The 24,387-nt window shown below is 66.9% G+C and carries 21 protein-coding genes and 1 riboswitch; of the genes, 2 read left to right on the top strand and 19 right to left on the bottom strand.

All coding sequences use genetic code 11. From position 1 onward, the window contains the following. Positions 1-15: 15 nt before the first annotated feature. The 12 genes from AB4850_RS33965 to AB4850_RS33910 all read right to left on the bottom strand — a co-directional run bounded on the left by AB4850_RS33965 (position 16) and on the right by AB4850_RS33910 (position 9,704). Positions 16-771, bottom strand: coding sequence for an ABC transporter permease (locus tag AB4850_RS33965; protein ID WP_414443734.1), 756 nt, complete (start codon positions 769-771; stop codon positions 16-18). Beyond that, positions 768-1,694, bottom strand: a complete 927-nt coding sequence (locus AB4850_RS33960) for an ABC transporter ATP-binding protein (RefSeq protein ID WP_414443733.1) — start codon at positions 1,692-1,694, stop codon at positions 768-770. The genes AB4850_RS33965 and AB4850_RS33960 overlap by 4 nt, the downstream gene beginning before the upstream one ends. Before the next feature lie 195 nt (positions 1,695-1,889). Continuing rightward, positions 1,890-2,159 (bottom strand): lipid asymmetry maintenance protein MlaB, encoded by a 270-nt coding sequence (locus tag AB4850_RS33955; RefSeq protein WP_414443732.1) that lies wholly within the window; start codon positions 2,157-2,159, stop codon positions 1,890-1,892. Further along, on the bottom strand, positions 2,156-2,782 hold the full coding sequence (locus AB4850_RS33950; protein ID WP_414443731.1) for a phospholipid-binding protein MlaC: 627 nt from the start codon (positions 2,780-2,782) through the stop codon (positions 2,156-2,158). The genes AB4850_RS33955 and AB4850_RS33950 overlap by 4 nt, the downstream gene beginning before the upstream one ends. Positions 2,783-2,890: 108 nt before the next feature. Next, on the bottom strand, positions 2,891-3,901 hold the full coding sequence (locus tag AB4850_RS33945; protein ID WP_414443730.1) for a VacJ family lipoprotein: 1,011 nt from the start codon (positions 3,899-3,901) through the stop codon (positions 2,891-2,893). Between the two features lie 55 nt (positions 3,902-3,956). Next, positions 3,957-4,472 (bottom strand): outer membrane lipid asymmetry maintenance protein MlaD, encoded by a 516-nt coding sequence (mlaD, locus tag AB4850_RS33940; RefSeq protein WP_414443729.1) that lies wholly within the window; start codon positions 4,470-4,472, stop codon positions 3,957-3,959. 16 nt (positions 4,473-4,488) lie between these two features. Next, positions 4,489-5,256 carry a lipid asymmetry maintenance ABC transporter permease subunit MlaE gene (gene mlaE, locus AB4850_RS33935; RefSeq protein WP_414443728.1) on the bottom strand — a complete coding sequence of 256 codons (768 nt, stop codon included), beginning with the start codon at positions 5,254-5,256 and terminating at the stop codon, positions 4,489-4,491. Next, entirely contained in the window at positions 5,253-6,071 is an 819-nt protein-coding gene (locus tag AB4850_RS33930; RefSeq protein ID WP_414443727.1) for an ABC transporter ATP-binding protein, read from the bottom strand. The genes mlaE and AB4850_RS33930 overlap by 4 nt, the downstream gene beginning before the upstream one ends. Positions 6,072-6,370: 299 nt before the next feature. After that, positions 6,371-7,495, bottom strand: a complete 1,125-nt coding sequence (gene thiE / locus AB4850_RS33925) for a thiamine phosphate synthase (protein ID WP_414443726.1) — start codon at positions 7,493-7,495, stop codon at positions 6,371-6,373. Further along, positions 7,492-8,307, bottom strand: coding sequence for a thiazole synthase (locus AB4850_RS33920; RefSeq protein WP_414443725.1), 816 nt, complete (start codon positions 8,305-8,307; stop codon positions 7,492-7,494). The genes thiE and AB4850_RS33920 overlap by 4 nt, the downstream gene beginning before the upstream one ends. A gap of 26 nt (positions 8,308-8,333) precedes the next feature. Continuing rightward, positions 8,334-8,531 carry a sulfur carrier protein ThiS gene (thiS, locus tag AB4850_RS33915; protein ID WP_206131798.1) on the bottom strand — a complete coding sequence of 66 codons (198 nt, stop codon included), beginning with the start codon at positions 8,529-8,531 and terminating at the stop codon, positions 8,334-8,336. Between the two features lie 30 nt (positions 8,532-8,561). Beyond that, a complete protein-coding gene (locus tag AB4850_RS33910) occupies positions 8,562-9,704 on the bottom strand; it encodes an FAD-dependent oxidoreductase (protein ID WP_414443724.1) in 1,143 nt (380 codons plus the stop codon). 244 nt (positions 9,705-9,948) lie between these two features. Continuing rightward, positions 9,949-10,081, bottom strand: a riboswitch (TPP riboswitch). A 281-nt stretch (positions 10,082-10,362) separates the two neighbouring features. On the opposite strand from AB4850_RS33910, the gene AB4850_RS33905 reads away from it, so the two are divergent. Further along, a complete protein-coding gene (locus tag AB4850_RS33905; protein ID WP_414443723.1) occupies positions 10,363-12,114 on the top strand; it encodes an ABC transporter ATP-binding protein/permease in 1,752 nt (583 codons plus the stop codon). A gap of 96 nt (positions 12,115-12,210) precedes the next feature. Here AB4850_RS33905 and AB4850_RS33900 read toward each other — a convergent pair whose 3' ends face one another. The 3 genes from AB4850_RS33900 to AB4850_RS33890 form a co-directional block, all read right to left on the bottom strand. Beyond that, positions 12,211-13,677 (bottom strand): glutamate synthase subunit beta, encoded by a 1,467-nt coding sequence (locus tag AB4850_RS33900; protein ID WP_414443722.1) that lies wholly within the window; start codon positions 13,675-13,677, stop codon positions 12,211-12,213. A 92-nt stretch (positions 13,678-13,769) separates the two neighbouring features. After that, a complete protein-coding gene (locus AB4850_RS33895) occupies positions 13,770-18,473 on the bottom strand; it encodes a glutamate synthase-related protein (protein WP_414443721.1) in 4,704 nt (1,567 codons plus the stop codon). Positions 18,474-18,755: 282 nt separating this feature from the next. Further along, positions 18,756-19,481 carry a transposase gene (locus AB4850_RS33890; RefSeq protein ID WP_414443720.1) on the bottom strand — a complete coding sequence of 242 codons (726 nt, stop codon included), beginning with the start codon at positions 19,479-19,481 and terminating at the stop codon, positions 18,756-18,758. A gap of 194 nt (positions 19,482-19,675) precedes the next feature. On the opposite strand from AB4850_RS33890, the gene AB4850_RS33885 reads away from it, so the two are divergent. After that, on the top strand, positions 19,676-20,407 hold the full coding sequence (locus AB4850_RS33885; RefSeq protein ID WP_414443719.1) for an OmpW/AlkL family protein: 732 nt from the start codon (positions 19,676-19,678) through the stop codon (positions 20,405-20,407). Positions 20,408-20,664: 257 nt separating this feature from the next. On the opposite strand, the gene ugpQ is transcribed toward AB4850_RS33885, so the two are convergent. The 4 genes from ugpQ to ugpA are packed head-to-tail and all read right to left on the bottom strand — an operon-like array spanning position 20,665 to position 24,317. Next, entirely contained in the window at positions 20,665-21,441 is a 777-nt protein-coding gene (ugpQ, locus tag AB4850_RS33880; RefSeq protein WP_414443718.1) for a glycerophosphodiester phosphodiesterase, read from the bottom strand. 38 nt (positions 21,442-21,479) lie between these two features. Next, positions 21,480-22,565 carry a sn-glycerol-3-phosphate import ATP-binding protein UgpC gene (locus AB4850_RS33875; RefSeq protein ID WP_414443717.1) on the bottom strand — a complete coding sequence of 362 codons (1,086 nt, stop codon included), beginning with the start codon at positions 22,563-22,565 and terminating at the stop codon, positions 21,480-21,482. A gap of 25 nt (positions 22,566-22,590) precedes the next feature. Next, entirely contained in the window at positions 22,591-23,436 is an 846-nt protein-coding gene (gene ugpE, locus AB4850_RS33870; protein WP_414443716.1) for a sn-glycerol-3-phosphate ABC transporter permease UgpE, read from the bottom strand. Continuing rightward, complete coding sequence (gene ugpA, locus AB4850_RS33865; RefSeq protein WP_414443715.1) at positions 23,433-24,317, bottom strand: sn-glycerol-3-phosphate ABC transporter permease UgpA; 885 nt, start codon at positions 24,315-24,317, stop codon at positions 23,433-23,435. Before ugpA ends, ugpE begins: the two co-directional genes overlap by 4 nt. Between the last annotated feature and the right edge of the window lie 70 nt (positions 24,318-24,387).

The raw sequence follows: 24,387 nt of genomic DNA, 5'->3' as shown, positions 1-24,387 counted from the left end.
AAGCTCCAGTCGATATCAGTGGCGCAGCTTGTAGCCGGAGGCGAGGAGCCGCATCGCGATCAGCGCGAGCAGCACGAAGAAGCCGGCCACAATCGCGAGGCTTTCGAACGGGTTGATGTCGGCGATGCCGAAGAACCCGTAGCGGAAGCCGTCGATCATGTAGAAAAACGGATTGAGACGCGAGATCTCGCGCCACAGGGGCGGCAGCGAATGCGTCGAATAGAACACACCCGACAGGAACGTGAGCGGCATGATCAGGAAGTTCTGGAACGCGGCCAGTTGATCGAACTTCTCGGCGACGATGCCGGCGATCAGGCCGAGCGTGCCGAGAATGGCCGAGCCGAACAGCGCGAACAGCACGATGAACAGCGGCGAGGCGAAGCCGATCGGGATGAACCACACCGTCACCACGAACACCCCGAGGCCCACCGCCAGCCCGCGCACCACGGCCGCCAGCACGTAGGCGCCGAAGATATCGGCGTAGGACAGCGGCGGCAGCAGCATGAACACCAGGTTGCCGGTGATCTTCGATTGGATCAGCGACGACGAGCTGTTGGCGAACGCGTTCTGCAACACGCTCATCATCACCAGGCCCGGCACCAGGAAGCTCACGTACTCGACGCCCGGATACACGTTGACGCGGCCCGACAGCGCATGGCCGAAGATCGTCAGATACAGCAGCGCCGTCACGACCGGCGCGAGCACGGTCTGGAACGACACCTTCCAGAACCGCAGCATTTCCTTGTAGAACAGCGTGCGAAACCCGCTCATGCCAACCCCTCGACCACATCGGCTCCGTTCATCACCTGGACGAACACGTCCTCGAGGTCGGCCTTGCGCACCTCGATCTCGTCGAACCCGCAGCCCGCCGCGCGGCAGGCCGACAGAATGCGTTCGACCTCGTCGTAGTTGTTGAGCCGCAGCAGATGCTCGCGCGCACCGGACGGCGCCGGCTCGCTCGCAAGCGTACGCAACTCGGCCGGCAGCTCGCCCTGCGACAGCCGCAGGTAGAGCTGCAGGCCGGCGAAGCGGCGCAGCAGGGCATCGGTGCGTTCGAGCGCCACCACCTCGCCGCGCCGCAGCATGGCGATGCGGTCGCACAGCGATTCGGCTTCCTCGAGGTAATGGGTGGTCAGCACGATCGTGTGACCTTCGCGATTCAGGCGCGAGATGAACTTCCAGAGCGTCTGGCGCAGTTCGACGTCGACCCCGGCGGTGGGCTCGTCGAGCACGATCACCGGCGGCCGGTGCACCAGCGCCTGCGCGACCAGCACGCGGCGCTTCATGCCGCCCGACAGCGCGCGCATGTTGGTGTCGGCCTTTTCGGTGAGATCGAGATTGGCCATGATCTCGTCGATCCAGTCGTCGTTGCGGCGCAGGCCGAAATAGCCGGACTGGATACGCAGCGTTTCGCGCACGGAGAAGAACGGATCGAACACCAGCTCCTGCGGCACCACGCCGAGCGCGCGGCGCGCCCCGCGGAAATCGGTGACGACATCGTGGCCGCGCACCGAGATGCTGCCTTCGTCGGCGCGGGCAAGCCCGGCCAGGATGCTGATGAGCGTGGTCTTGCCGGCGCCGTTCGGACCGAGCAGGCCGAAGAATTCGCCCTCCTCGACGGACAGGCTGACGCCCTTGAGCGCCTGAAGCGACTGGTAGCGCTTCTTGACGTTACGGATTTCTATGGCTGACATGACTGAGCGCGACGAACGAGCGCCGCGATGCCTGATTCTGGTCGTAAAACGGATGGGGAAAAACGGGGGCCGGTTGGATGCCCCGCAAAACGGTTGATTATAGGGCAAACCGGCAGGGCGGTCCGGGGCGGCGAACCCGCAGCGGACCGGCGCCACCGCGCGCATCGCTGCGGCGGGGCGTGGCTCGGGCGAGCGTCAATGTCGCCCGGTCAGGAGGGTGTCGATGCCGTAGGCGTGCGCGAGGCTGGCGAGCTTCGGCGGCAGATTGAGGATGTCGAGATTCGCCCCGCGCGCCTGCACGGCGCGCTGCCAGGCGAGCAGCACCGCCAGCGCGGCCGAGTCGAACTGCGCGAGGGCCGCGCAGTCGACCACGGTGGCGCCCGAGGCGATCCGGCCGAGCCCGTCGTCGAGCGCGGCCTTCGCGCTCGCGTGGGTCAGCGTGGCGCCGGTGGCGAACTGGCTCACGATGCCTTGCCGCCGGCCAGTTGCTGGTTGCGCTGCGTCAGGAACTGAATCAGTCCGTCGATGCCGCTTTGCTGGATCTTCTCGTTGAACTGCTGCTGGTACGTCTGGATCAGCCAGGCGCCGAGCACGTTCAGGTCATAGACACGCCAGCCTTGCTGCGACTTGTACAGACGGTAATCGATCTGCGCCGGCTGGCCGTTGGTCTGGGCCAGCGTGCGGACCACCACGTCGGTCGCGCCCGGGTCGGCACGGAACGGCGGGTACTGGATCTGCTGATCGGCCTTCAACTGCGCGATCGCGCCGGCATAGGTGCGGATCAGCAGCATCTTGAACTGCTCCATCACCTTGGCCTGCTGATCCGGCGTGGCGGCGCGCCAGTTGCGGCCCATCACGATCTGCGTGGTGCGGCGGAAATCGACGTACGGCAGGATGTCCTGGTTGACGATGGCGGTGATCTTGCCGATGTCGCCGGGCTTGATCGATTGCGTGCGAACCTCGTTGAGCACTTGCTCGGTCGCGGTCTTGATGAGCGCCTGCGGGTTCGACTGGTCGACCTCGGCGTGGGCCGCGCTGCCGAACGCAAGAAAGGCGGCGGCGACGGGGATCAGAAAAAACTTTTTCATGAGCGTGTCCTGCGAAGTGAACGGTGCGTCATTTTGCACCGGCAACGGGCTGCACGTTGCATCCGTCGCCGTCACAAACGTTTCTGGCTGTAACGAACCGGGGCCGGATCAGTGGAGGCGCAGGCTCGGCCAACGGAAGCCGTTCGGCGACGGCGGCACCACGTTCTGGGCCGGCACGTGGGTGGCGCTGGCCGGATTCGGCTGCTCCGCCGTGGCGTCCGAGGCATTCGACGCAGGCGCGGCGGCCACCGCCGAAGCGCCCGAGGCCGGCGTCGCGCCGGCCGGCGAAACCGCCGCTCCGGCTGCCGCACCCGCTGCACCCGCTGCGGCACCGCCCGCCGGCGCCGCGCCGTCGTCCGGCACGTCGTACTTCGGCAGCGAATCGCCGCTGTAGTCGGGCACGGCCGCTGCCGCCGCCCGGCCGCCAGGGCCGCCCGAGGCGGAGATCAGCGACTGGCGGCGTTGCAGGTAGGCGTTGCGCACGAACGAATACTTGTCGATCGCGGCCGCGTCGAGCACGTCGCCCGCGCCGAGCAGGTTGGCGCGCGTGTTCAGCAGATTCACGCCGAACAGGCCCCAGCTCAGCGAATCGGGGTTCACGTAGGTGAGCGGATTGCCGACGTAGTCGACGGCCAAGCCCGCCGTATCGCGCACCGTGCTCGGTCCGAGGAACGGCAGCACGACGTACGGGCCGGCCGGCACGCCGTAGTGGCCGAGCGTGATGCCGAAGTCGCTCGAGTGCTTGGGCAGCTTCGCGACGGTCGCCACGTCGAACAGGCCGCCGACACCGAACACCGTGTTGATCACCACGCGCATGATGTCGCCCACGCCGTCGGCGATGCGCAACTGCGCGAGGTTGTTGGCGGCGATATACACGTCGCCGATGTTCGAGAAGAAATTCGTCACGCTGTCGCGGACCGGCCCCGGCACCACCCACTGGTAGCCCTTCGCGGCGGGCTTCAGCGCATAGGTGTCGATCGTGTCGTTGAACTTGTACATCGTGCGGTTGAAGCCTTCCATCGGATCGCCCTTGGTGGGCGTCTGGACGGTGGCGCAACCGCTCATCGCGGCGAAGACCGCGGCGGCCAATGCCGCGTTCCTGAGGCGCATGGTCTGCATGGTTAAGTTCCCTCTTCTCTTTTGTCTTGTTTCGTCGTGGGGAGGATGGCGCCGCCTACTGCGCGCTCGCCCCCGAGGCCGCGGCCGCCGCCGGCGGCTTCGCACCGCCCGCATCCGCCGCCTTGCTGTACAAAAATTGTCCGATCAGGTTTTCCAGCACGATCGCGGATTGCGTCATCGTGATCGTATCGCCTGCTTTCAGCATTTCCGTGTCGCCGCCCGGCTCGAGCCCGATGTACTGCTCGCCGAGCAGGCCGGAGGTCAGGATTTTCGCGGACGAATCCTTCGGGAATTCGTACTGCTTGTCCACGTCGATCGTGACGACGGCCTGATAGGTATTGGTGTCGAAGCCGATCGCGCCGACCCGGCCGACCACCACGCCCGCGCTCTTGACCGCGGCGCGCGGCTTGAGGCCGCCGATATTGTCGAACTTCATCTTGACCGGGTAGGTTTGCTGGAACGACAGCGAGCTCATGTTGCCGACCTTCAGCGCAAGGAACAGCAGGGCCAGGAAGCCCACCACCACGAACAGGCCGACCCAGAAGTCGAGAGCAGTCTTTTTCATCGTCATCTCTGAAATGGCCGACTCAGCTGAACATCAGCGCAGTCAGCAGGAAATCGAGGCCGAGTACCGCGAGCGACGCGTACACGACGGTTCGGGTGGTCGCGCGCGACACGCCTTCCGGCGTCGGCTTCGCTTCGTAACCCTGGTAGAGCGCCGTGAAGGTGACGGCGAAGCCGAACACCACGCTCTTGAGCACGCCGTTGCCGACGTCGGACCAGACGTCCACGCCACCCTGCATCTGCGACCAGAACGCGCCCGGATCGACGCCGATCAGGATCACGCCCACCACGTAGCCGCCGAGCACGCCGACCGCGCAAAAAATCGCCGACAGCAGCGGCATCGCGATGATGCCGGCCCACAGGCGCGGCGCGATCACCGTCTTGATTGGATCGATCGCCATCATTTCGAGCGCGGTGAGCTGCTCGCCGGCCTTCATCAGGCCGATTTCGGCCGTCAGCGAGGTGCCGGCGCGGCCCGCGAACAGCAGCGCGGTGACCACCGGCCCGAGCTCGCGCACCAGCGAAAGCGCCACCAGCAGGCCGAGCGACTGCTCCGCGCCGTAACGGTTCAGCGTGTAGTAGCCCTGCAGACCCAGCACGAAGCCGACGAACAGGCCCGACACGGCAATGATCACGAACGAATAATTGCCGAGGAAGTGGATCTGTTTCGTGACGAGCCGCGGCCGGCGCAGCAGGGCGAAGAATTCGAACACGAGGCGCACGAACAGCCGGGACGCATAGCCCGTGCGTTCGAAACCGCCGATCACGTAACGACCGATCGCGCTGATCATCGGCGCCCTCCGCCAAGGCCGAAATCCGCGTCGAGCGGCGGACTCGTGTAGTGAAACCGGAACGGGCCGTCGGGCACGCCGTCGATGAACTGGCGCACGCTCGGCTCGGTCGAGGCGCGCAACTGATCGGGCGTGCCTTCGGCCAGCACGCCGCCGTTGCCGAGGAAGTAGACGTAATCGGCGATCGCGAACGATTCCGGCACGTCGTGCGTGACCAGGATCGAGGTCGCGCCGAGCGCCTCGTTCAGCGTGCGGATCAGGTTCGCGGTGATGCCGAGCGAGATCGGATCGAGGCCGGCGAACGGCTCGTCGTACATGATCAGTTGCGGATCGAGCGCAATTGCACGGGCCAGCGCGATGCGGCGCGCCATGCCGCCCGATACCTCGGACGGCATCAGGTCGCGCGCGCCGCGCAGGCCCACCGCGTTGAGCTTCATCAACACCAGATCGCGGATCAGCGGCTCGGGCAGGTCGGTATGTTCGCGCAGCGCGAACGCGACGTTGTCGAACACCGACATGTCGGTAAACAGCGCGCCGAACTGGAACAGCATGCCCATCTTGCGGCGCAGCGCGTAAAGGCCGTCACGCGATTGCGCGCCGAGATCGGCGCCGTCGAACAGCACCTGGCCGCGCCGCGCGCGCACCAGGCCGCCGATCAGCCGCAGCACGGTCGTCTTGCCGCACCCGGACCCGCCCATCACCGCGACCACTTGGCCGCGCCCGAAGCGCAGGTTCAGATTCGACAGCACGAGCCGATCGCCGTAGCCGAAATCGACATCGCGAAGTTCCAGCAGGGACTCGGAAGGGGAGCTCACGGAGCTGTCAATCCTGTTACACAGAACGCCGAATTATAGGGCCTGCCTTGGATTGATGCGTGCAAGGTGTGCAGCGCGGCAATTTCCGCGTCTGGGTAATCGTTACTCGATGTAACGTCGCGGCGCTCGGCGGCGGCCGCTGCGACGCCCAGCACGGCTGGACGGGCGGCCGAAAGCCTTGCCGGGCGCGGATTCCGGGGCGCCCGGCAGTACCGGCCCGCAACGCTGCGTTGCGGCAATCACGGCAATCATCAGAAGAAAAGGCGCGCCGCCCACCGACGATCGCGCCCCGTTGCCGATCAGCGCGGGAAGCAGGCGTCGAGCGCCGCCACGGCCGCGCGCGGATCGTCGGCCGCGGTGATCGCGCTGACCACCGCGACGCTGCCCACGCCGGTGGCGATCACGCCCGGCAGCCGCTCGGCGCTGACGCCGCCGATCGCCACCAGCGGCGCGCGCCGGCCGGCGAAGCGCGCATAGCGCGCGATCCGCGCGAGGCCTTGCGGCGGCGCGGCGACGGCCTTGGTCGCGGTGGCATACACCGGGCCGAGCGCCAGATAGCTGGGCCGCATGCGCAGCGCCACCAGCATCTCGTAATAGCCGTGACTCGACAGCCCGAGCCGCAGCCCGGCCGCGGCGATCGCGCCGAGATCGGCCGTCTCCAAGTCTTCCTGGCCGAGATGCACGCCGTACGCACCCGCCTCGATCGCCAGCCGCCAGTGGTCGTTGATGAACACGCGGGCATCCGGGTAACGGCGGCCGGCCGCCACGGCGCGCGCGATTTCCGCGGCCAGCTGATCGGGCGTGGCGCCCTTCACGCGCAATTGCACGGTGCGCGCGCCGTAATCGAGCACGCGCTCGACCCATTCGGCCGACGGCACCACTGGATACAGCCCGAGCCGGGCCGGACACGGCGCGAACGCCGGTTCGGGCGCGGCCGGCGCGCCGGCGATCGACGGAAAACGGGCCGGATCGACCGGCCACGAAGCGCCCTCGCCCGCCGGGCCGTTCTCGTCCCCGTCGCGCCAGGCGAGCGCCAGCACCAGCGCGTCGTGCGGCGCGAAGCCGCAATCGACGAACGCGGCCAGCGCGGCGATCCAGTCGTCGGCCAGCGGCGCGGCGGCAGTCAGCGCGTAGCGCGCCTGCGCGGTCCTGAGCGTGGCGTGCCGCTCGTCGATCTCGATCACCGCACCGCCCCCCGCGATCAGCGCGGCCGCGCGCGCGGCCTCGGCTTCGGCATCGCGCGCTGTCGTCACGAGCAGGTCGCCCGCCTGCGAGTGTTCGGGCGCCGCGACACAGATTCGCGCCGGCTCGCTGCGCGCCGGCCACTCGCCGAGCCGCGCGCGAATCCGCTCGGCGGCTGCGGCGAGTTCGTCGGCCGGCGGCCAGAACAGCGCAGCAAAGCGTGAAGCTGGCGTGGCCGTCATTGCGCGCCTCCGTCGTGGTGCCAGAACGGCATGCCGACCACCGGCGTGCTCGCATGCGCGGTTTCGCGCGCATCCATCGGGCCGGCCAGATACGCGGCACGCCCCGCCTCGACGCCCTGCGCGAACGCGCGCGCCATGATCTCGGGATGCGTCGCCTGCGACACGGCCGTGTTCAGCAGCACGCCGTCGAAACCCCACTCCATCACCTGGCACGCATGCGAGGGCACGCCGAGCCCGGCATCGACGATCAGCGGCACGTCCGGCAGCCGCTCGCGCAGCACGCGCAGCCCGTACGGGTTGATCACGCCCTTGCCGGTGCCGATCGGCGCCCCCCACGGCATCAGCGCCTCGCAGCCCGCGTCGAGCAGCCGGCGGCCGATCACGAGATCCTCGGTGCAATACGGCAGCACCTTGAAACCGTCCTTGACGAGCAACGCCGCCGCCTCGATCAGGCCGACCGGGTCCGGCTGCAGCGTGTAGTCGTCGCCGATCAGTTCGAGCTTGATCCAGTCGGTCTCGAACACCTCGCGCGCCATCTGCGCGGTGTTGACCGCCTCGGCCACCGTCTGGCAGCCGGCCGTGTTCGGCAGCAGCGGCACGTCGTGACGCTTGAGCAGATCGAAGAAGCCGGCCTCGGCGGTGCCGGCGGTCATCTGCCGGCGCAGCGCGACCGTGACCATGCCGGGCTTCGAGGCGGCGATCGAATCGGACAGCGATTGCAGCGACGGATAGCGGGAGGTGCCGAGCAGCACGCGGCTCTGGAACGTGGTGCCGTACAGCGTCAGCGAATCGGGGGGAGCAAGGAGCGTCATGAGGAAGTCCTGTAATGGCGCGCGGCTCAGCCGCCCGCGACGGGATGCACGACGTCGAGCCGGTCGCCGGCCGCCAGCGCGTGCTGGGCGTGGCGCGTGCGCGCGACGAACGCACCGTTGACGGCCACCGCGAACGGCGGGCGGGCCTCGTAGGCGGCGAGCGCGTCGGCGACGGTCGCGCCGTCGGGGAGCGTCAGCGTCTGTTGATTGATCTGGATGTCCATGGCGGGATTCGGTAGGTCGGGGGCGGCGCCTTACGCATGCGCCGCGTCGGTCTGGAACAGGTCCGGCCAGCGCGCGGCGGCACGCCAGGCGGCGAAGGCATCGGCATCGGCGCGATGCAGGCCCGGCGCGCCGCCGAACCACGCCTGCACCCACTCGATGGCGGCTTGCGCCACCTCGGGCGCGATCATGAAGCCGTGCCGGTAGAGGCCGTTGACGGCCAGCGTCGCCTCACCGCAACGGACGATCGCCGGGCGGTGATCGGGCAGCGTCGGCCGGCATTGCGAGCCGAGTTCGAGGATGCGCGCCTCGCCGAACGCCGGATGCACGGAAAACGCGGCACTGAGCAATTCGAGCGCCGAGCGCACGCTCACAGGCGACATGTCCTCGCCTTCCACCTCGGTCGCGCCGATCACGTACAGATCGTTCTGCTTCGGCGCGATGTAGAGCGGATAGCGCGGATGCAGCAGCCGCACCGGCCGTGTCAGGCCGATGCCGGGCGCATGCACGCGCGCGACTTCGCCGCGAATCCCGCGCAGCGCCGGCAGCACCGGTTTCGCGCCGAGGCCGCGGCAATCGATCGTCAGGTGCGCGCGCGGTTCGGGCGCGGCATCGACGGCGGTGTGCCAGTGGGTGTCGACGCCGCGCTCGGCCAGGCCCGCGGCCAGTGCGGCGAGCGTCTGGCGGTTGTCGAGCTGGCCTTCGCCCGGCAGCAGCCAGCCGCGCCCGAAACGGCCGGCCAGCGCCGGCTCGGCCGCGTCCACCTGCGCGCCCGCCAGCGCGACGAAGCCGCCCTCGACGAGCGCGGCCGGCGCATTGGCGCGCACGCGCCGTTCGAACAGCGGCGCCTCGGCGCGGTCGGCCTGATGCCACACCACCAGCGTGCCGTTGCGCTGGAAAAACACCGGCTCGGGCAACTCGGCGAGCCAGCCGGGCCAGCGTTCGAGCGAGGCCGCGCCCAGTTCGGTGATCAACAGTTCGGCGCTCGCGGCCTCGGCCAGCGGCGCGAGCATCGCGGCCGCCACCCACGCGGCAGCCCCCGAGCCGGCCGCGTCGCCGCGTTCGTACAGCGACACGCGCAGCCCTGTGCCGGCGAGCCGCCACGCGATCAGCCGGCCGACCAGGCCGCCGCCGAGCACGGCGACGTCGGCGCGTGCGGCGGATGCGCCGCTCATCGCACCACCTCGGCACGCGCGCAAAACGCAGCCGCAACGCACGCGGCCAACGCGCGCGCATCGGCGGCCGACCACAACGGGCGGCACGCAGCATCGAAACCGGGGGGACACAACAGGACAGGCAGAACAGACATGGGCTTCCTTCCGTAACGCGCGAGGGCGCAATCGAACGGACGAAACCAGCGGCCGGAGCCGACCGGACGACACATGCCGGCACATCCCAAACGATGGCGGCGGGCGCGACCCGGTGGAATCGGAAACTTCCCGCGCCGGTATTACCCGGATCGGGTGCGAAGGGTCTCTCTCAGCCTTGCCGCCGCACGCCGTACGATCCGTTACCGGACCAAGCTGGCAGCAAAGCACCCCTGTTTCGTCAGGCGGTCATTAGACCACAGAAGCCGAAACGGCCGCAAACCTCGGCCTGCGGCCGAAGCGCCGGTGCGCGCGGCGGCGCGGTGCTGGCACAATAGCCGCCAATGCCCGGCCGGCCTTGCTGACAAAGCGCTTGCGACACCGCGCCCGCCGCAGTTAAGAACCGTTTAAGCGATGCGCCGCACAATCCGCGGCGAGCCGCCGTCATATGGCACGATTTGAGGCGCGCCGCCGCGCGCCTCGTTCCGACCCACCCCGGCATCGCGCCGCCCACCGCAGGAAGCCCATGACTCCCTCGTCCCCCGTCGCCCGCCCCGCGAACGACGCGCCGCCAGGCGACGCCCGCATCTCCGCGTGGAGCCTCATCAAGCCCTATTGGGTGTCTTCGGAATGGAAGACCGCATGGGGCCTGCTCGTCTCGATCATCGCGATGAACCTCGTGATCGTCTGGATCAACGTCCGGCTCAACAGCTGGAACGCGGGGTTCTACAACGCGCTGCAGCAGAAGGACGCCGCGCAGGTGCCGCACCTGCTGCTGGTGTTCTCCGGCTACGCGTTCGCGTTCATCATCCTGGCCATTTACCGCACCTACCTGCGGCAGATGCTCGGCTTCCGGTGGCGGCAGTGGATCACCAACCGGGCGCTCGACGACTGGTTCAACGATCGCGCGTTCTACCGCATCGAGCGCGACCGCCTGACCGACAACCCGGACCAGCGGATCACCGACGATCTGAACTCGCTGTCCACCTCCACGCTCGCGCTGACGCTCGACCTGATCTCCACGGTCGTCACGCTGTGCTCGTTCGTGGTGATTCTCTGGTCGATCGCCGGCGCGCTGTCGATTCCGTTCGGCGGCTCGCAGATCACGATCCCGGGCTACATGGTGTGGGCCGCCGCGCTGTACGCGATGATCGGCTCCTACCTGACGCACAAGGCGGGCCATCCGCTCGTGTCGATCAACTACCAGCAGCAGCGCGTCGAGGCCGATTTCCGTTTCGGCCTGATCCGGATCCGCGAAAACGCCGAGCAGATCGCGTTCTTCGACGGCACCTCGCGCGAAAAGCAGAACGCGCTCGGCCTGTTCGAGCGGATTCGCGACAACTGGTGGCGCCTGATGGCCTACACGCGGCGCATGAACTTCGTGTTGAGCTTCTACGGCCAGCTCGCGATCATCTTCCCGATCGCGGTGGCCTCGCCGCGCTACTTCGCGGGCGCCTATTCGTTCGGCGTGCTGATGCAGATCAGCAGTGCGTTCGGCACCGTCAGCGATTCGTTCTCGTGGTTCATCAACAGCTACTCGACGCTGGTGGAATGGCGCGCGACCGTCAATCGTCTGTGCGAATTCAAGCGCATCACGCGCGCCTCGCACCTGAAGGAAACGATGTCGCCGGCCACCGAGCACGGCGGCATCAACCTGCATCTGGCGGATACCGAAGCGCTGAGCACCTCGGGCCTGCGCCTCGCGCTGCCCGACGGCCGGCCGCTGTCAACGATCGGCGACCTGACGATCGAGCCCGGTTCGCGCTGGCTGGTGCGCGGCGCATCGGGCGCGGGCAAGAGCACGCTGCTGCGCGCGATGGCCGGCCTCTGGCCGTTCGGCGACGGCGCGATCGACGCGCCGGTGGGCGCGAAGATGATGTTCGTGCCGCAGCGCAGCTACCTGCCGATCGGCACGCTGAAGGCGGCGCTGGCCTACCCGTCGGCGGCCGAGCGGTTCGGCGACGACGAATGCCGCGCCGTGCTGCGCGATTTCGGCCTGGACGATTACGCGACGCGGCTCGACGAGTCGAACCACTGGACCCAGGTGCTCTCGCCGGGCGAACAGCAGCGCCTGGCCGGCGCGCGCGCGCTGCTGCACAAGCCCGACTATCTGTTCCTCGATGAAGCGACCAGCGCGCTCGACGCCGACAACGAAGCGCTGCTCTACGGCCTGCTGGCCGCGCGGCTGCCCGGCGCGGCGATCGTCAGCATCGCGCACCGCGAATCGCTGACGGCGTTCCACGATCGCACGTTCGACGTGCAGCGCGACGCCGCGTAATCCCGGCTCCGCAAAGCAAAAGAGCACGCCAAGGCGTGCTCTTTTTTCATGGCGCGCGGCGCGAATCCGGCATCGCGCGCCGCGCTTGCCGCTCGATCAGCGCGGCAGTTCCGAATGGCCCATCAGGAACGCGTCGACCGCACGCGCGCACTGGCGGCCTTCGCGAATCGCCCACACCACGAGCGACTGGCCACGGCGCATGTCGCCGGCCGCGAACACCTTGTCGACCGAGGTCGAGTAGGCGCGCTCGCCTTCGGTGGCCGCACGCGCGTTGCCGCGCGCATCCTTGGCGACGCCGAACGCGTCGAGCACCGGCGCGGCCGGTTGCGTGAAGCCCATCGCCAGCAGCACGAGATCGGCCTTCAGCTCGAACTCGGAGCCCGGCACTTCGGTCATCTTGCCGTCCTTCCATTCGACGCGCGCGGCGATCAGCTTCTCGACCTTGCCGTTCGAGCCTTCGAGGCGCTTGGTGGCGACCGCCCAATCGCGCTCGCAGCCTTCGTCGTGCGACGACGAGGTGCGCAGCTTGATCGGCCAGTATGGCCACACCATCGGCTTGTTTTCCTGCTCGGGCGGCTGCGGCAGCAGTTCGAACTGCATGACCGATTCCGCGCCGTGACGGTTCGAGGTGCCGACGCAATCCGAGCCGGTATCGCCGCCGCCGATCACGATCACGTGCTTGCCCTTGGCGACCAGCTGGTCGGGCAGGCTGTCGCCGGCGTTGACGCGGTTCTGCAGCGGCAGGAAATCCATCGCGTAGTGCACGCCCGCGAGGTCGCGGCCCGGCACCGGCAGGTCACGCGGCGTTTCGGAGCCGCCCGCGATCACGATCGCGTCGAACTCGTCCTGCAGCGTATCGGGCGAGATGGTTTCCTTGGCCAGGCTGCCGATCGATTCGGGCAGCGGGTCCTTGCCGATGAACACGCCGGTGCGGAACGTCACGCCTTCGGCTTCCATCTGGCGCATGCGGCGGTCGATCAGCCACTTTTCCAGCTTGAAATCGGGGATGCCGTAGCGCAGCAGGCCGCCCACGCGGTCGTTCTTCTCGAACACGGTGACATCGTGGCCGGCGCGCGCCAGTTGCTGCGCGGTGGCCAGGCCGGCGGGGCCGGAACCGACCACGGCCACCTTCTTGCCCGTCTTGTGCGCGGCCGGCAGCGGCTTGACCCAGCCTTCGGCCCAGGCCTTGTCGATGATCGCGTGCTCGATCGACTTGATGCCGACCGGATCGTTGTTGATGCCGAGCGTGCAGGCCGCTTCGCACGGCGCCGGGCAGATGCGGCCCGTGAACTCGGGGAAATTGTTGGTCGAGTGCAGGACCTCGATCGCGTGCTGCCAATCCTGGCGATACACGAGATCGTTGAAGTCCGGAATGATGTTGTTGACCGGACAGCCGTTGTTGCAGAACGGAATGCCGCAATCCATGCAGCGTGCGCCCTGGATCTTCGCGTCTTCGTCGGACAGCGCCGCGACGAATTCCTTGTAATGCTTTACGCGGGTGAGCGGAGCCTCGTACGCCTCGTGGCGGCGTTCGAACTCGAGAAAACCGGTTGCCTTGCCCATAAGGTTCTCGTCTGAATCTGGGTGGTTCGGGAGGGGACCCGCGCCCGCCGCTGGCGGCGGGCGCGTTCGCTAGTTGGTATCGATCGGTTGCGTCAGGCTGCGACGGCGGCTTGCTTGGCGGCCTTCGCCGCGGCCATTTCGCCGAGTGCGCGCTTGTATTCGTGCGGGAACACCTTCACGAACTGGCGGCGCGCCGCATCCCAGTTTTCCAGCAGCGACTTCGCACGCGGCGAGCCGGTGAACTGGAAGTGACGCTCGATCAGCCCCTTCAGCAGCGCTTCGTCGGTCTGACCGGTGTGCCAGAGGCCACGGTCGACGGTGCGTTCCTGTTCGGCCTGTTGCAGCACCGGATCGAGCGCGACCATCGCCTTGTTGCACTTGGCCGCGAACATGCCGTCCGGATCGTAGACATAGGCCAGGCCGCCCGACATGCCGGCCGCGAAGTTGCGGCCGGTTTCGCCGAGCACCACCACCACGCCGCCCGTCATGTATTCGCAGCCGTGGTCGCCCGTGCCCTCGACGACCGCCGTGGCGCCCGAGTTGCGCACGCAGAAGCGCTCGCCAGCCACGCCGCGGAAGAACGCCTCGCCTTCCAGCGCGCCGTACATCACCGTGTTGCCGCAGATGATGTTCTCTTCCGACTTGCCGCGGAAATCGTTGGTCGGACGGATGATGATGCGGCCACCCGACAGGCCCTTGCCGACGTAGTCGTTGCCGTCGCCGACCAGATCGAGCGTGACGCCCTTCGCGAGGAACGCGCCGAAGCTCTGGCCCGCGGTGCCCTTCAACTGGATGTGGATCGCGTCGTCGTCGAGGCCGTCACGGCCGTACTTCTTGGCGATCACGCCCGACAGCATCGCGCCGACCGTACGGTTGACGTTGCGCACCGGCTGGATGAACGACACGTGCTCGCCGTTCTCGATCGCGCCCTTCGCCTTCTCGATCAGCGTGTGGTCGAGCGCGCGCTCCAGGCCGTGATCCTGCACGTCGAGGTGACGCGTCGAGGCGTTCTCGACTTGCGGCTGGTAGAACACGCGCGTGAAGTCGAGGCCCTTCGCCTTCCAGTGCTCGACGCCCTTGCGCGTGTCGAGCAGCTCGGCACGGCCGATCAGGTCGTCGAACTTCGCGATGCCGAGTTGCGCCATGATTTCGCGCACTTCCTCGGCCACGAAGAAGAAGTAGTTGACGACGTGTTCGGGCTGGCCCGAGAACTTCGCACGCAGCACCGGGTCCTGCGTCGCCACGCCGACCGGGCAGGTGTTCAGATGGCACTTGCGCATCATGATGCAGCCCTGCACGACGAGCGGCGCCGTCGCGAAGCCGAATTCGTCCGCGCCGAGCATCGCGCCGATCGCGACGTCGCGGCCGGTCTTCATCTGGCCGTCGGCCTGCACCCGGATGCGGCCGCGCAGGCCGTTCAGCACGAGCGTTTGCTGCGTTTCGGCGAGGCCCAGTTCCCACGGCGTGCCGGCGTGCTTCAGCGACGACAGCGGCGAGGCGCCCGTGCCGCCGTCATGGCCGGCGATCACGACGTGATCGGCCTTGGCCTTGGCCACACCGGCCGCGACCGTGCCCACGCCCACTTCCGACACGAGCTTCACCGAGATGCTCGCGACCGGGTTGACGTTCTTCAGGTCGTGGATCAGTTGTGCCAGATCCTCGATCGAGTAGATGTCGTGGTGCGGCGGCGGCGAGATCAGGCCCACGCCCGGCACCGCGTAACGCAGCTTGCCGATGTATTCCGAGATCTTGTGGCCCGGCAACTGGCCGCCTTCGCCCGGCTTCGCGCCCTGCGCCATCTTGATCTGGATCTGGTCGGCCGACGACAGGTATTCGGCATTGACGCCGAAGCGGCCCGACGCGACCTGCTTGATCTTCGAGCGCAGCGAATCGCCATCCTTCAGCGGGGTGTCGCGCACGACTTCCTCGCCGATCACCGAGCGCAGCGAATCGCCGTTCTTGATCGGGATGCCGCGCAGTTCGTTGCGGTAGCGGTTCACGTCCTCGCCGCCTTCGCCGGTGTTCGACTTGCCGCCGATGCGGTTCATCGCGACGGCCAGCGTGGCGTGCGCCTCGGTGCTGATCGAGCCGAGCGACATCGCGCCGGTGGCGAAGCGCTTGACGATCTCCTTGGCCGATTCGACGTCGTCGATCGGGATCGCCTTGGACGGATCGACCTTGAACTCGAACAGGCCGCGGAACGTCATGTGACGGCGGGTCTGGTCGTTGATCAGGTGCGCGTATTCCTTGTACGTCTGGTACGAGTTGCTGCGCGTCGCGTGTTGCAGCTTGGCGATCGAATCGGGCGTCCACATGTGGTCTTCGCCGCGAATCCGGAACGCGTACTCGCCGCCGGCGTCGAGCATGTCGCGCAGGATCGGGTTGTCGCCGAACGCGTCGAGGTGCAGGCGCAGCGCTTCCTCGGCCACTTCGAACAGGCCGATGCCGCCGACCTTCGAGGCCGTGCCCTTGAAGTACTTGTTGACGAGGCTGCTCGCGAGGCCCACCGCTTCGAAGATCTGCGCGCCCGTGTACGACATGTACGTCGAGATGCCCATCTTCGACATGACCTTGTACAGGCCCTTGCCGACCGCCTTCGTGAAGTTGTAGATCGCCTTCTCGGCCGACAGGTCGCCCGGCAGGCCTTCGGCCATCTTGGCGAGCGTTTCCATCGCGAGGTACGGGTGCACGGCTTCCGCGCCGTAGCCCGCGAGCAGCGCGAAGTGGTGCGTTTCACGCGCCGAGCCGGTTTCGACGACGAGGCCCGTGCTGGTGCGCAGGCCCTGGTCGACCAGGTGCGAGTGGATCGCCGAGGTGGCCAGCAGCGCCGGGATCGCGACCGTATCCGCATCGGTCTTGCGATCCGACACGATCAGGATGTTGTAGCCCGACTTGACCGCATCGACGGCTTCGGCGCAAAGCGAGGCCAGGCGCGCCTCGATGCCTTCCTTGCCCCAGGCGGCCGGGTAGCAGATGCTCAGTTCGTACGCGCTGAACTTGCCGCCCGTGTACTGATCGATCGAGCGGATCTTCGCGATGTCCTTGAAGTCCAGCACCGGCTGGGACACTTCGAGCCGCATCGGCGGGTTGACGTTCTGCGTGTCGAGCAGGTTCGGCTTCGGGCCGATGAACGACACGAGCGACATCACCATGTTTTCGCGGATCGGATCGATCGGCGGGTTGGTGACCTGCGCGAACAACTGCTTGAAGTAGTTGTAGAGCGTCTTGTTCTTGTTCGACATCACCGCGAGCGGCGAATCGTTGCCCATCGAGCCGATGCCTTCCTCGCCGCCGACGGCCATCGGCGCCATCAGGAACTTGAGGTCTTCCTGGGTGTAGCCGAACGCCTGCTGACGGTCGAGCAGCGTCGACGCCGAACGGCGTTCCGCGGCGACTTCCTCGTCCTTCGCGTCGATCTCGTCGAGCTTGATGCGCACCGCATCGATCCAGCTCTTGTACGGCTTCGCGTTCGCGAGGTTGTCCTTCAGTTCCTTGTCGTCGATGATGCGGCCGTGTTCCATGTCGATCAGGAACATCTTGCCCGGCTGCAGGCGCCACTTCTTGACGATCTTCGATTCGGGGATCAGCAGCGTGCCGGCTTCCGAGGCCATGATCACGAGGTCGTCGTCGGTGACGATGTAGCGCGCCGGACGCAGGCCGTTACGGTCGAGCGTCGCGCCGATCTGGCGGCCGTCCGTGAAGGCGATCGCGGCGGGGCCGTCCCACGGCTCCATCATGGCGGCGTGGTATTCGTAGAACGCGCGGCGGTTGTCGTCCATCAGCGTGTGCTGTTCCCACGCTTCCGGAATCATCATCATCATCGCGTGGACGAGCGGATAGCCGGCCATCACGAGCAGTTCGAGGCAGTTGTCGAACGATGCGGTGTCCGACTGGCCCGGGTAGATCAGCGGCCAGAGCTTCGGCAGGTCGTCGCCGAGCACGTGCGAGGCGATCGCGCCGGTGCGGGCGTTCAGCCAGTTGACGTTGCCCTTCACCGTGTTGATTTCGCCGTTGTGGGCAATCATCCGGTACGGGTGGGCCAGCTCCCAGGCCGGGAACGTGTTGGTCGAGAAACGCTGGTGGACCAGCGCCAGCGCCGACACCACACGCGCGTCCTGCAGGTCGCGGTAGTACACGCCCACTTGCCCGGCCAGCAGCAGGCCCTTGTAGACGATGGTGCGCGCCGACATCGACGGCACGAAGTATTCCTTGCCGTGCTGCAGCTTGAGCGCCTGGATGCGGTGGCTCGCCGTCTTGCGGATCACGTACAGCTTGCGTTCGAGCGCGTCGGTGACGATCACGTCCTTGCCGCGGCCGATGAAGATCTGGCGGATCAGCGGCTCGGACGCCTTGACCGTGGGCGAAATCGGCATGGTCGAATCGACCGGCACGTCGCGCCAGCCGAGCACCACCTGGCCTTCGGCCTTGACGGTGCGCTCCAGCTCCTGTTCGCAGGCGATGCGCGAGGCGCTTTCCTTCGGCAGGAACACCATGCCGACCCCATATTCCCCTTCCGGCGGCAGCGTCACGCCCTGCTTGGCCATGTCCTCGCGATAGAACGCGTCCGGGATCTGGATCAAGATGCCCGCGCCGTCGCCCATCAGCGGATCGGCGCCCACCGCGCCGCGGTGATCGAGGTTTTCGAGAATCTTCAGGCCCTGCTCGACGATCTCGTGGCTTTTCTTGCCCTTGATGTGCGCAACGAAGCCGACGCCGCAAGCGTCGTGCTCGTTCTGCGGATCGTAAAGACCTTGCGCGGCGGGAACCGCGCCCTGCGGCTCTTGGTGGTCGTTCATGGGGACACCGTCTGAGTAGGGGCCTTGCGGCCGTTGAAACATGTACTTGTCGCCCGCCGCTTCGGCGGCGGCGTGGCGGGCTGGCGCCGGGCGCACTTTCGCCCGGCATGCCGGAAATCGGAATATACGCGACGAATCAACGGAATAGCAACAAAAACCGTTTGGTCTGACACCAATTATTTGGATGTTTCGGATTGGTGCCTTTTTATTGGGGACGTATCGATTTGGTGCAAAAAAAGGGCGGCACCCGAAGATGCCGCCGTGGTCCCCCCGCTGCCGTTGTTACTGATGGGCGGATGGGTTGTGCGGACCATTGTTTTCACGTACCTTACGCGGCCGTCCGCGGGGCAGCGGCGAGACGCGACGGTTCGCGGTGCGGGCCGCCCACTCACGATACGTTTCGCTGCCGAGCACCCAGCCCTTGAGCGTGGCCTGCTGAAGCTGGTCGGTCTGGCGCTCGTCGAGCGGCTGTTCGCACAGCTCCTTGTAGGCACGCTGCCGTTCGAACGGCGTGTTGCCGAGCGCCCAGTACAACGGGTGATCGGTGATCAGACTGTCGACGGTCAGGCCGATATGGTGGCGGTAGCTCGCCCAGCGGTAGGCCTCGGGGGCCTGCGCGAGCTGCGCACGCACCGGGCTCAATTCCACCACCCGGCTCGCCAGCAGGAAGTAGCGTTCGCCCTCGATCACGGTGGCGCGATAGCGGCCTTCCCACAACGTGCCGCGTCGCGAATAGCGGCGGTTGAAATGCGCAACATAGCGTCGGCCGACCGCCTGCATCGCCTTCGGCAGGCTTGCCTCGTCGCTGGGCGTGACGAGCAGCTGAACTTGTCGCGGCAGCAGCACATAGGCATGCACTGCCAGTTGATGATCGCGCGCCGCCGCCTTCAGACAATCGATGAAAAGCTCGTAATCCTGATCGTCGACGAACGCAGGTTGCTGATCCAGGCCGCGCAGGATGACGTGCTGCGGCTGATCGGGAACGTAGAGTCGTGCTAGCCGTGCCATGCTGAATGTCCGTTTGATCGCGTTAGGAAATACCCGAAGGCCCGAAAGACTGCATCCGCGCAGAGCCCCGCGCGGCAGGGAGGATTCGTACGTTCGTGCGAATCCTAGGGAGATTGCTCTAGCTTACAAGCCTGTTCCGTTTGAAACGCCGTGGTCATAATGAGCACGCCTTTTATCAAGGAGGAGACAAACCGATGAAACAACAATTGGCCATTACGGGGACCGTTGCACTTGCACTCATGACTGCGGGCTCCCCCGCGCAAGCGCAATCGGCTGGAAGCTTCTATGTCACCACGGGCTGGTTTCATCTCGCCCCTCAGGATTCGAGCGACCCACTGAAAATCATGAGCGTGGGTGGAACCCCTGTGAATCAATCGGTACCGAATACCGGCGCCGGCATTTCAGACGCCGACACGTTCGGCTTCACCGCCGGCTATTTCGTGACCGACCACATCGCTACCGAATTCGTCTACGGGGTGCCGCCAAAGTTCAATATTGAAGGCGAAGGATCGTTGTCGCGGTTCGGCACGATCGGCCGTGCCTACCAGTGGAGCCCGGCCCTGCTGCTCAAGTACTACTTCAACAGCGCCGAGGCGAAATTCCGTCCGTACGTGGGCGTCGGCGCGACCTACATCTACTTCACCGGTGCGAAGATCACCAACAGCGCCTTCGAGAACGGCGCCCTGGGCGGGCCGACCAGCGCCACGACCAGCAACCAGTGGGCGCCCGTGTTCAACGCCGGCTTCAACTACAACTTCAACAAGCACTGGTTCGCCGGCCTGTCGATCTCGTACATCCCGGTCAGCCTGACCGCCACCCTGACCACCCAACGCGCCAGCCAGGTCGGCACGCTCACCCAGACCTCTCAAGCCCACATCAAGCTGAATCCGATCGTGAGCTACGTGAACGTCGGCTACCGCTTCTGAACGACGTGCTTCTAAGCGTAGTCGAATATTTGGGGAATGGTTAATCTCGCAGCAATTTGTAGCGATTTTTTCCTGACGTAACGAAAGCGGGATGTGAACTTGCTTTACATCCCGCATCGTACGGAGCATTTTCATCGCCAACCGCGGGAATTCGATATTTTTATTTTCCGCTTGATTGGGTTCCGGCCCGAAAAACATTCTCTTTCGAGGTGATCCTCGAAGGCGACAACCGCCGAACGCGAGGTCAATCGCGCGTGTCAGACTTGCGCTGTCGCGAAATCGGGGCCGATCAAATCGATACGATCGGTACAGATCAGATCCACACCCCATCCGATCAGTTCGCGCGCCCGCGCCGGATCGTTGACCGTATAGGCCAGCGTGCGCAGCCCGGCCGCGCGGATCGCGGCCACGCGCGCCGCGTCGAACTCGCGATGGTTCGCATGCAGCGCGACGCAGCCGAGCCGGGCGGTGAGCGCCTGCCAGTCGTCCGGCAGCGTGTCGAGCAGCAACCCGCGCGGCAGCGCCGGCACCGCGCGCTGCGCGGCCGCCAGCGCGTCCACCGAAAACGACGACAGCAGCGGCGGCACCGCCGCGCCGCGCCAATAGCGCGCCGTGTCGCGCGCCACCCGCTCGCCGGTTTCGGCCTCGCGCCCCGGGCACGGCTTGATCTCCACGTTGGCCGCCAGGCCGAGCGCGAGGCAGCGCGCGGCGGCTTGCTCCAGCGTCGGCATCCGTTCGCCGGCGAAGCGCGCGTCGAACCAGCTTCCCGCATCGAGCGCGGCCAGCGCGGCGTAATCCATGCCGGCCGCCGCACCCTCGCCGTTCGAGGTGCGCGCGACCGTATCGTCGTGCAGCAGGAAACTGATGCCGTCGGCCGACAACTTTGCATCGAACTCCACCATCCGGTGCCCGCGCCGCGCACCTTCCTCGAGGCCGGCCAGCGTGTTTTCGGGCGCCAGCTTGCCGCCGCCGCGATGCGCGACGATGCGCGCGACAGGCGCATACGGCCAGGATTGCGGATCGTGCTCGGGCATGACGGTGTCCTCGTTCGACTGCGGGGTGGAGTCGGAGATCAGTTGGCGCGATGGCCCGTGTCCGGATCGAAGAAATGCAGCCGGTGCGCGGGCAGCGACACCTGCAGCGCCGAGCCGGTCGGCGGGCGCTCGGCGTAGGGCAGCCGCACCGCCACGTCGTAGTCGCCCCAGCGGCCGTGCGCGAGATTGTCGGCGCCGAGCAGCTCGCACGAATCCACCGGCAAGGTGGCGGCCGGCATGCCGGGCTGCGGCGTCATGTGTTCGGGCCGCATGCCGAGCACCCACTCGCGGCCCGGCGCCACCTCGCGGCCGATTCCGGGCGCGCCGGCCACCGGCAGGCGCGGCCCGCCGCCCGCCACCTCGAACAGCGTGCCGTCGGCCGAGAGCCGCCCGCGCAGCAGGTTCATGGCCGGCGAGCCGATGAAGCCGGCCACGAAGGTGGTGGCCGGCTTTTCGTAGACGTCGACGGGCGCGCCGATCTGCTCGGCCCGCCCGCGGTTCATGACGATCACGCGCTGCGCCAGCGTCATCGCCTCGATCTGGTCGTGCGTGACGTACACGCTCGTGGTGCCGAGCCGTGCATGCAGGCGCTGGATCTCCAGCCGCATCTGCACACGCAGCTTGGCGTCGAGGTTCGACAGCGGCTCGTCGAACAGGAACACCGCCGGCTCGCGCACGATCGCACGCCCCATCGCCACGCGCTGACGCTGCCCGCCCGACAGCTCGCGCGGCCGCCGCGCGAGCAGCGCCTCGAGTTCGAGAATCTTCGCGGCGGCCGCCACCCGCGCGTCGATTTCCGTGCGGGGAAGGCCGCGGATCTTCAGGCCGTAGCCCATGTTCTGCGCGACCGTCATGTGCGGGTACAGCGCGTAGTTCTGGAACACCATCGCGATATCGCGATCCTTCGGCTCCAGCGCGTTGACCACCGTGCCGCCGATCGCGATCTCGCCTTCCGTCACGCTCTCCAGCCCGGCGATCATCCGCAGCAGCGTCGACTTCCCGCAGCCGGACGGCCCAACCAGCACGATGAATTCGCCGTCGGCGATTTCGGCGTCGATGCCATGCAGGACGGTGTGTTTGCCGTCGTAACTCTTGCGGACGCCGTTCAAGCTCAGTGCAGCCATGCTTCGACACTCTCCAGACAGATGCTTATTTTTCGGTATCCACCAGGCCGCGCACGAACCAGCGCTGCATGGCCAGCACCACCACCAGCGGCGGCAGCATGGTCAGCAACGTCGCGGCCATCACGAGATGCCACTCGGTGGCCGCGTCGCCGCTGGCGATCATGGTCTTGATGCCGACCACGGCGGTCGACAGCGCGCCGTCGGTGGTGATCAGGATCGGCCACAAATACTGGTTCCAGCCGTAGATGAAGGTGATCACGAACAGCGCCGCGATGCTGGTGCGCGAGAGCGGCAGCACCACGTCCCAGAAGAAGCGCAACGGCCCGGCGCCATCGATGCGCGCGGCGTCCATCAGCTCGTCGGGCAGCGTCATGAAGAACTGCCGGAACAGGAAGGTGGCGGTGGCCGAGGCGATCAGCGGCAAAGTCAGGCCCGCGTAGCTGTTGGTCATGCCGAGGCTGGACACCACCTGCACGGTCGGGAAGATCCGCACCTCGACCGGCAGCATCAACGTGACGAAGATCAGCCAGAACGCCGTGTTGCGGAACGGAAAGCGGAAATACACGATCGCGTAGGCCGACAGGATCGACACGGCGATCTTGCCGAACGCGATCACCAGCGCCATCACGAGGCTGTTGATCAGCAGGACGCCGAACGGCGTGACGGTCGCGCCGCTGCCGCGATGCCAGATGGTGGCGATGTTCTCGAACAGGTGGGTGCTGGGGATCAGCGACAGCGGCACCGTGAACACTTCCTGCGCGCTCATGGTGGCGGCGCAGAAGCCCACGTACACCGGAAACAGCAGCATCACCACGCCGGCGATCAGCACCGCGTGGCAGAACCGGTCGAAGCCCTTGCGATTCTCGATCATACGTATTGCACCCTGCGTTCGACGAAACGGAACTGCACCACGGTGAGCGCCACCACGATCGTCATCAGCACCACCGACTGCGCGCCGGAGCTGCCGATGTCGAGCCCCTGGAAGCCCTCGGTGTAGATCTTGTAGATCAGCGTCTTGGTGCTCTGGCCGGGGCCGCCCGCGGTGGCCGCGTCGATCACCGGGAAGGTGTCGAAGAACGCGTACACCAGGTTCACGACCAGCAGGAAGAAGCTGGTTGGCGACAGCAGCGGCAGCGCGATGTTGAAGAAGCGCCGCACCGGGCCGGCGCCGTCGATCGCGGCCGCCTCGATCAGCGAGCGCGGGATCGCCTGCAGGCCGGCGTAGAAGAACAGGAAGTTGTAGCTGACCTGCTTCCAGATCGAGGCGATCACGACCAGCGTCATCGCCTGGCCCGGATACAGCGCGTGATTCCAGACGATGCCGAGCTTCGCCAGCGCATAGGTGACGATGCCGATGCTCGGGTTGAACAGGAACGCCCACAACACCGCGGCGATGGTCGGCGCGACCGCGTACGGCCAGATCAGCAGCGTGCGGTAGACGCGCGAGCCGCGCATCACGCGATCGGCGCAGGCGGCCAGCAGCAGCGACACGACCAGCCCGCCGACCGTCACAAGCGCGCTGAACAGCAGCGTGGTCTTGAACGAGTCGAGGTACAGCGGATCGCCGAACAGGTGCGCGAAGTTGGCCAGGCCGACGAACTCGCTGGTGGTGCCGAACGCGTCCTGCGATTGGGTCGACTGCCAGAGCGCAACGCCGGCCGGCCAAAGAAAGAAGATCGCGGTGATCGCCAGTTGCGGCGCGACCAGCAGATACGGCAACACGCTCGTGCCGAATCGGGAACGGGATGACATCGGTGGAATTCCGTCGACAAAGAAGCCGCTTCGCCGCGCCGCCGTGTTGCTGCCACGGCGGCGCAACGGC

Origin of the sequence: Burkholderia sp. 22PA0106 (genome assembly GCF_047497155.1) — a bacterium.
Lineage (GTDB): Bacteria > Pseudomonadota > Gammaproteobacteria > Burkholderiales > Burkholderiaceae > Burkholderia.
Note: the sequence above shows the minus strand (reverse complement) of the source record. Positions and strands in the feature narration are given on the sequence as shown.

What these genes read in the sequence shown, in the direction of transcription:
- AB4850_RS33895 (WP_414443721.1), bottom strand. Translation starts at nt 18,473, where the DNA reads ATGAACGACCACCAAGAGCCGCAGGGCGCGGTTCCCGCCGCGCAAGGT.
- AB4850_RS33960 (WP_414443733.1), bottom strand. Translation starts at nt 1,694, where the DNA reads ATGTCAGCCATAGAAATCCGTAACGTCAAGAAGCGCTACCAGTCGCTT.
- AB4850_RS33885 (WP_414443719.1), top strand. Translation starts at nt 19,676, where the DNA reads ATGAAACAACAATTGGCCATTACGGGGACCGTTGCACTTGCACTCATG.
- mlaE (WP_414443728.1), bottom strand. Translation starts at nt 5,256, where the DNA reads ATGATCAGCGCGATCGGTCGTTACGTGATCGGCGGTTTCGAACGCACG.
- AB4850_RS33920 (WP_414443725.1), bottom strand. Translation starts at nt 8,307, where the DNA reads ATGACGCTCCTTGCTCCCCCCGATTCGCTGACGCTGTACGGCACCACG.
- ugpQ (WP_414443718.1), bottom strand. Translation starts at nt 21,441, where the DNA reads ATGCCCGAGCACGATCCGCAATCCTGGCCGTATGCGCCTGTCGCGCGC.
- AB4850_RS33875 (WP_414443717.1), bottom strand. Translation starts at nt 22,565, where the DNA reads ATGGCTGCACTGAGCTTGAACGGCGTCCGCAAGAGTTACGACGGCAAA.
- ugpE (WP_414443716.1), bottom strand. Translation starts at nt 23,436, where the DNA reads ATGATCGAGAATCGCAAGGGCTTCGACCGGTTCTGCCACGCGGTGCTG.
- thiE (WP_414443726.1), bottom strand. Translation starts at nt 7,495, where the DNA reads ATGACGGCCACGCCAGCTTCACGCTTTGCTGCGCTGTTCTGGCCGCCG.
- AB4850_RS33950 (WP_414443731.1), bottom strand. Translation starts at nt 2,782, where the DNA reads ATGAAAAAGTTTTTTCTGATCCCCGTCGCCGCCGCCTTTCTTGCGTTC.
- ugpA (WP_414443715.1), bottom strand. Translation starts at nt 24,317, where the DNA reads ATGTCATCCCGTTCCCGATTCGGCACGAGCGTGTTGCCGTATCTGCTG.
- AB4850_RS33900 (WP_414443722.1), bottom strand. Translation starts at nt 13,677, where the DNA reads ATGGGCAAGGCAACCGGTTTTCTCGAGTTCGAACGCCGCCACGAGGCG.
- AB4850_RS33905 (WP_414443723.1), top strand. Translation starts at nt 10,363, where the DNA reads ATGACTCCCTCGTCCCCCGTCGCCCGCCCCGCGAACGACGCGCCGCCA.
- AB4850_RS33890 (WP_414443720.1), bottom strand. Translation starts at nt 19,481, where the DNA reads ATGGCACGGCTAGCACGACTCTACGTTCCCGATCAGCCGCAGCACGTC.
- AB4850_RS33945 (WP_414443730.1), bottom strand. Translation starts at nt 3,901, where the DNA reads ATGCAGACCATGCGCCTCAGGAACGCGGCATTGGCCGCCGCGGTCTTC.
- AB4850_RS33910 (WP_414443724.1), bottom strand. Translation starts at nt 9,704, where the DNA reads ATGAGCGGCGCATCCGCCGCACGCGCCGACGTCGCCGTGCTCGGCGGC.
- thiS (WP_206131798.1), bottom strand. Translation starts at nt 8,531, where the DNA reads ATGGACATCCAGATCAATCAACAGACGCTGACGCTCCCCGACGGCGCG.
- AB4850_RS33965 (WP_414443734.1), bottom strand. Translation starts at nt 771, where the DNA reads ATGAGCGGGTTTCGCACGCTGTTCTACAAGGAAATGCTGCGGTTCTGG.
- mlaD (WP_414443729.1), bottom strand. Translation starts at nt 4,472, where the DNA reads ATGACGATGAAAAAGACTGCTCTCGACTTCTGGGTCGGCCTGTTCGTG.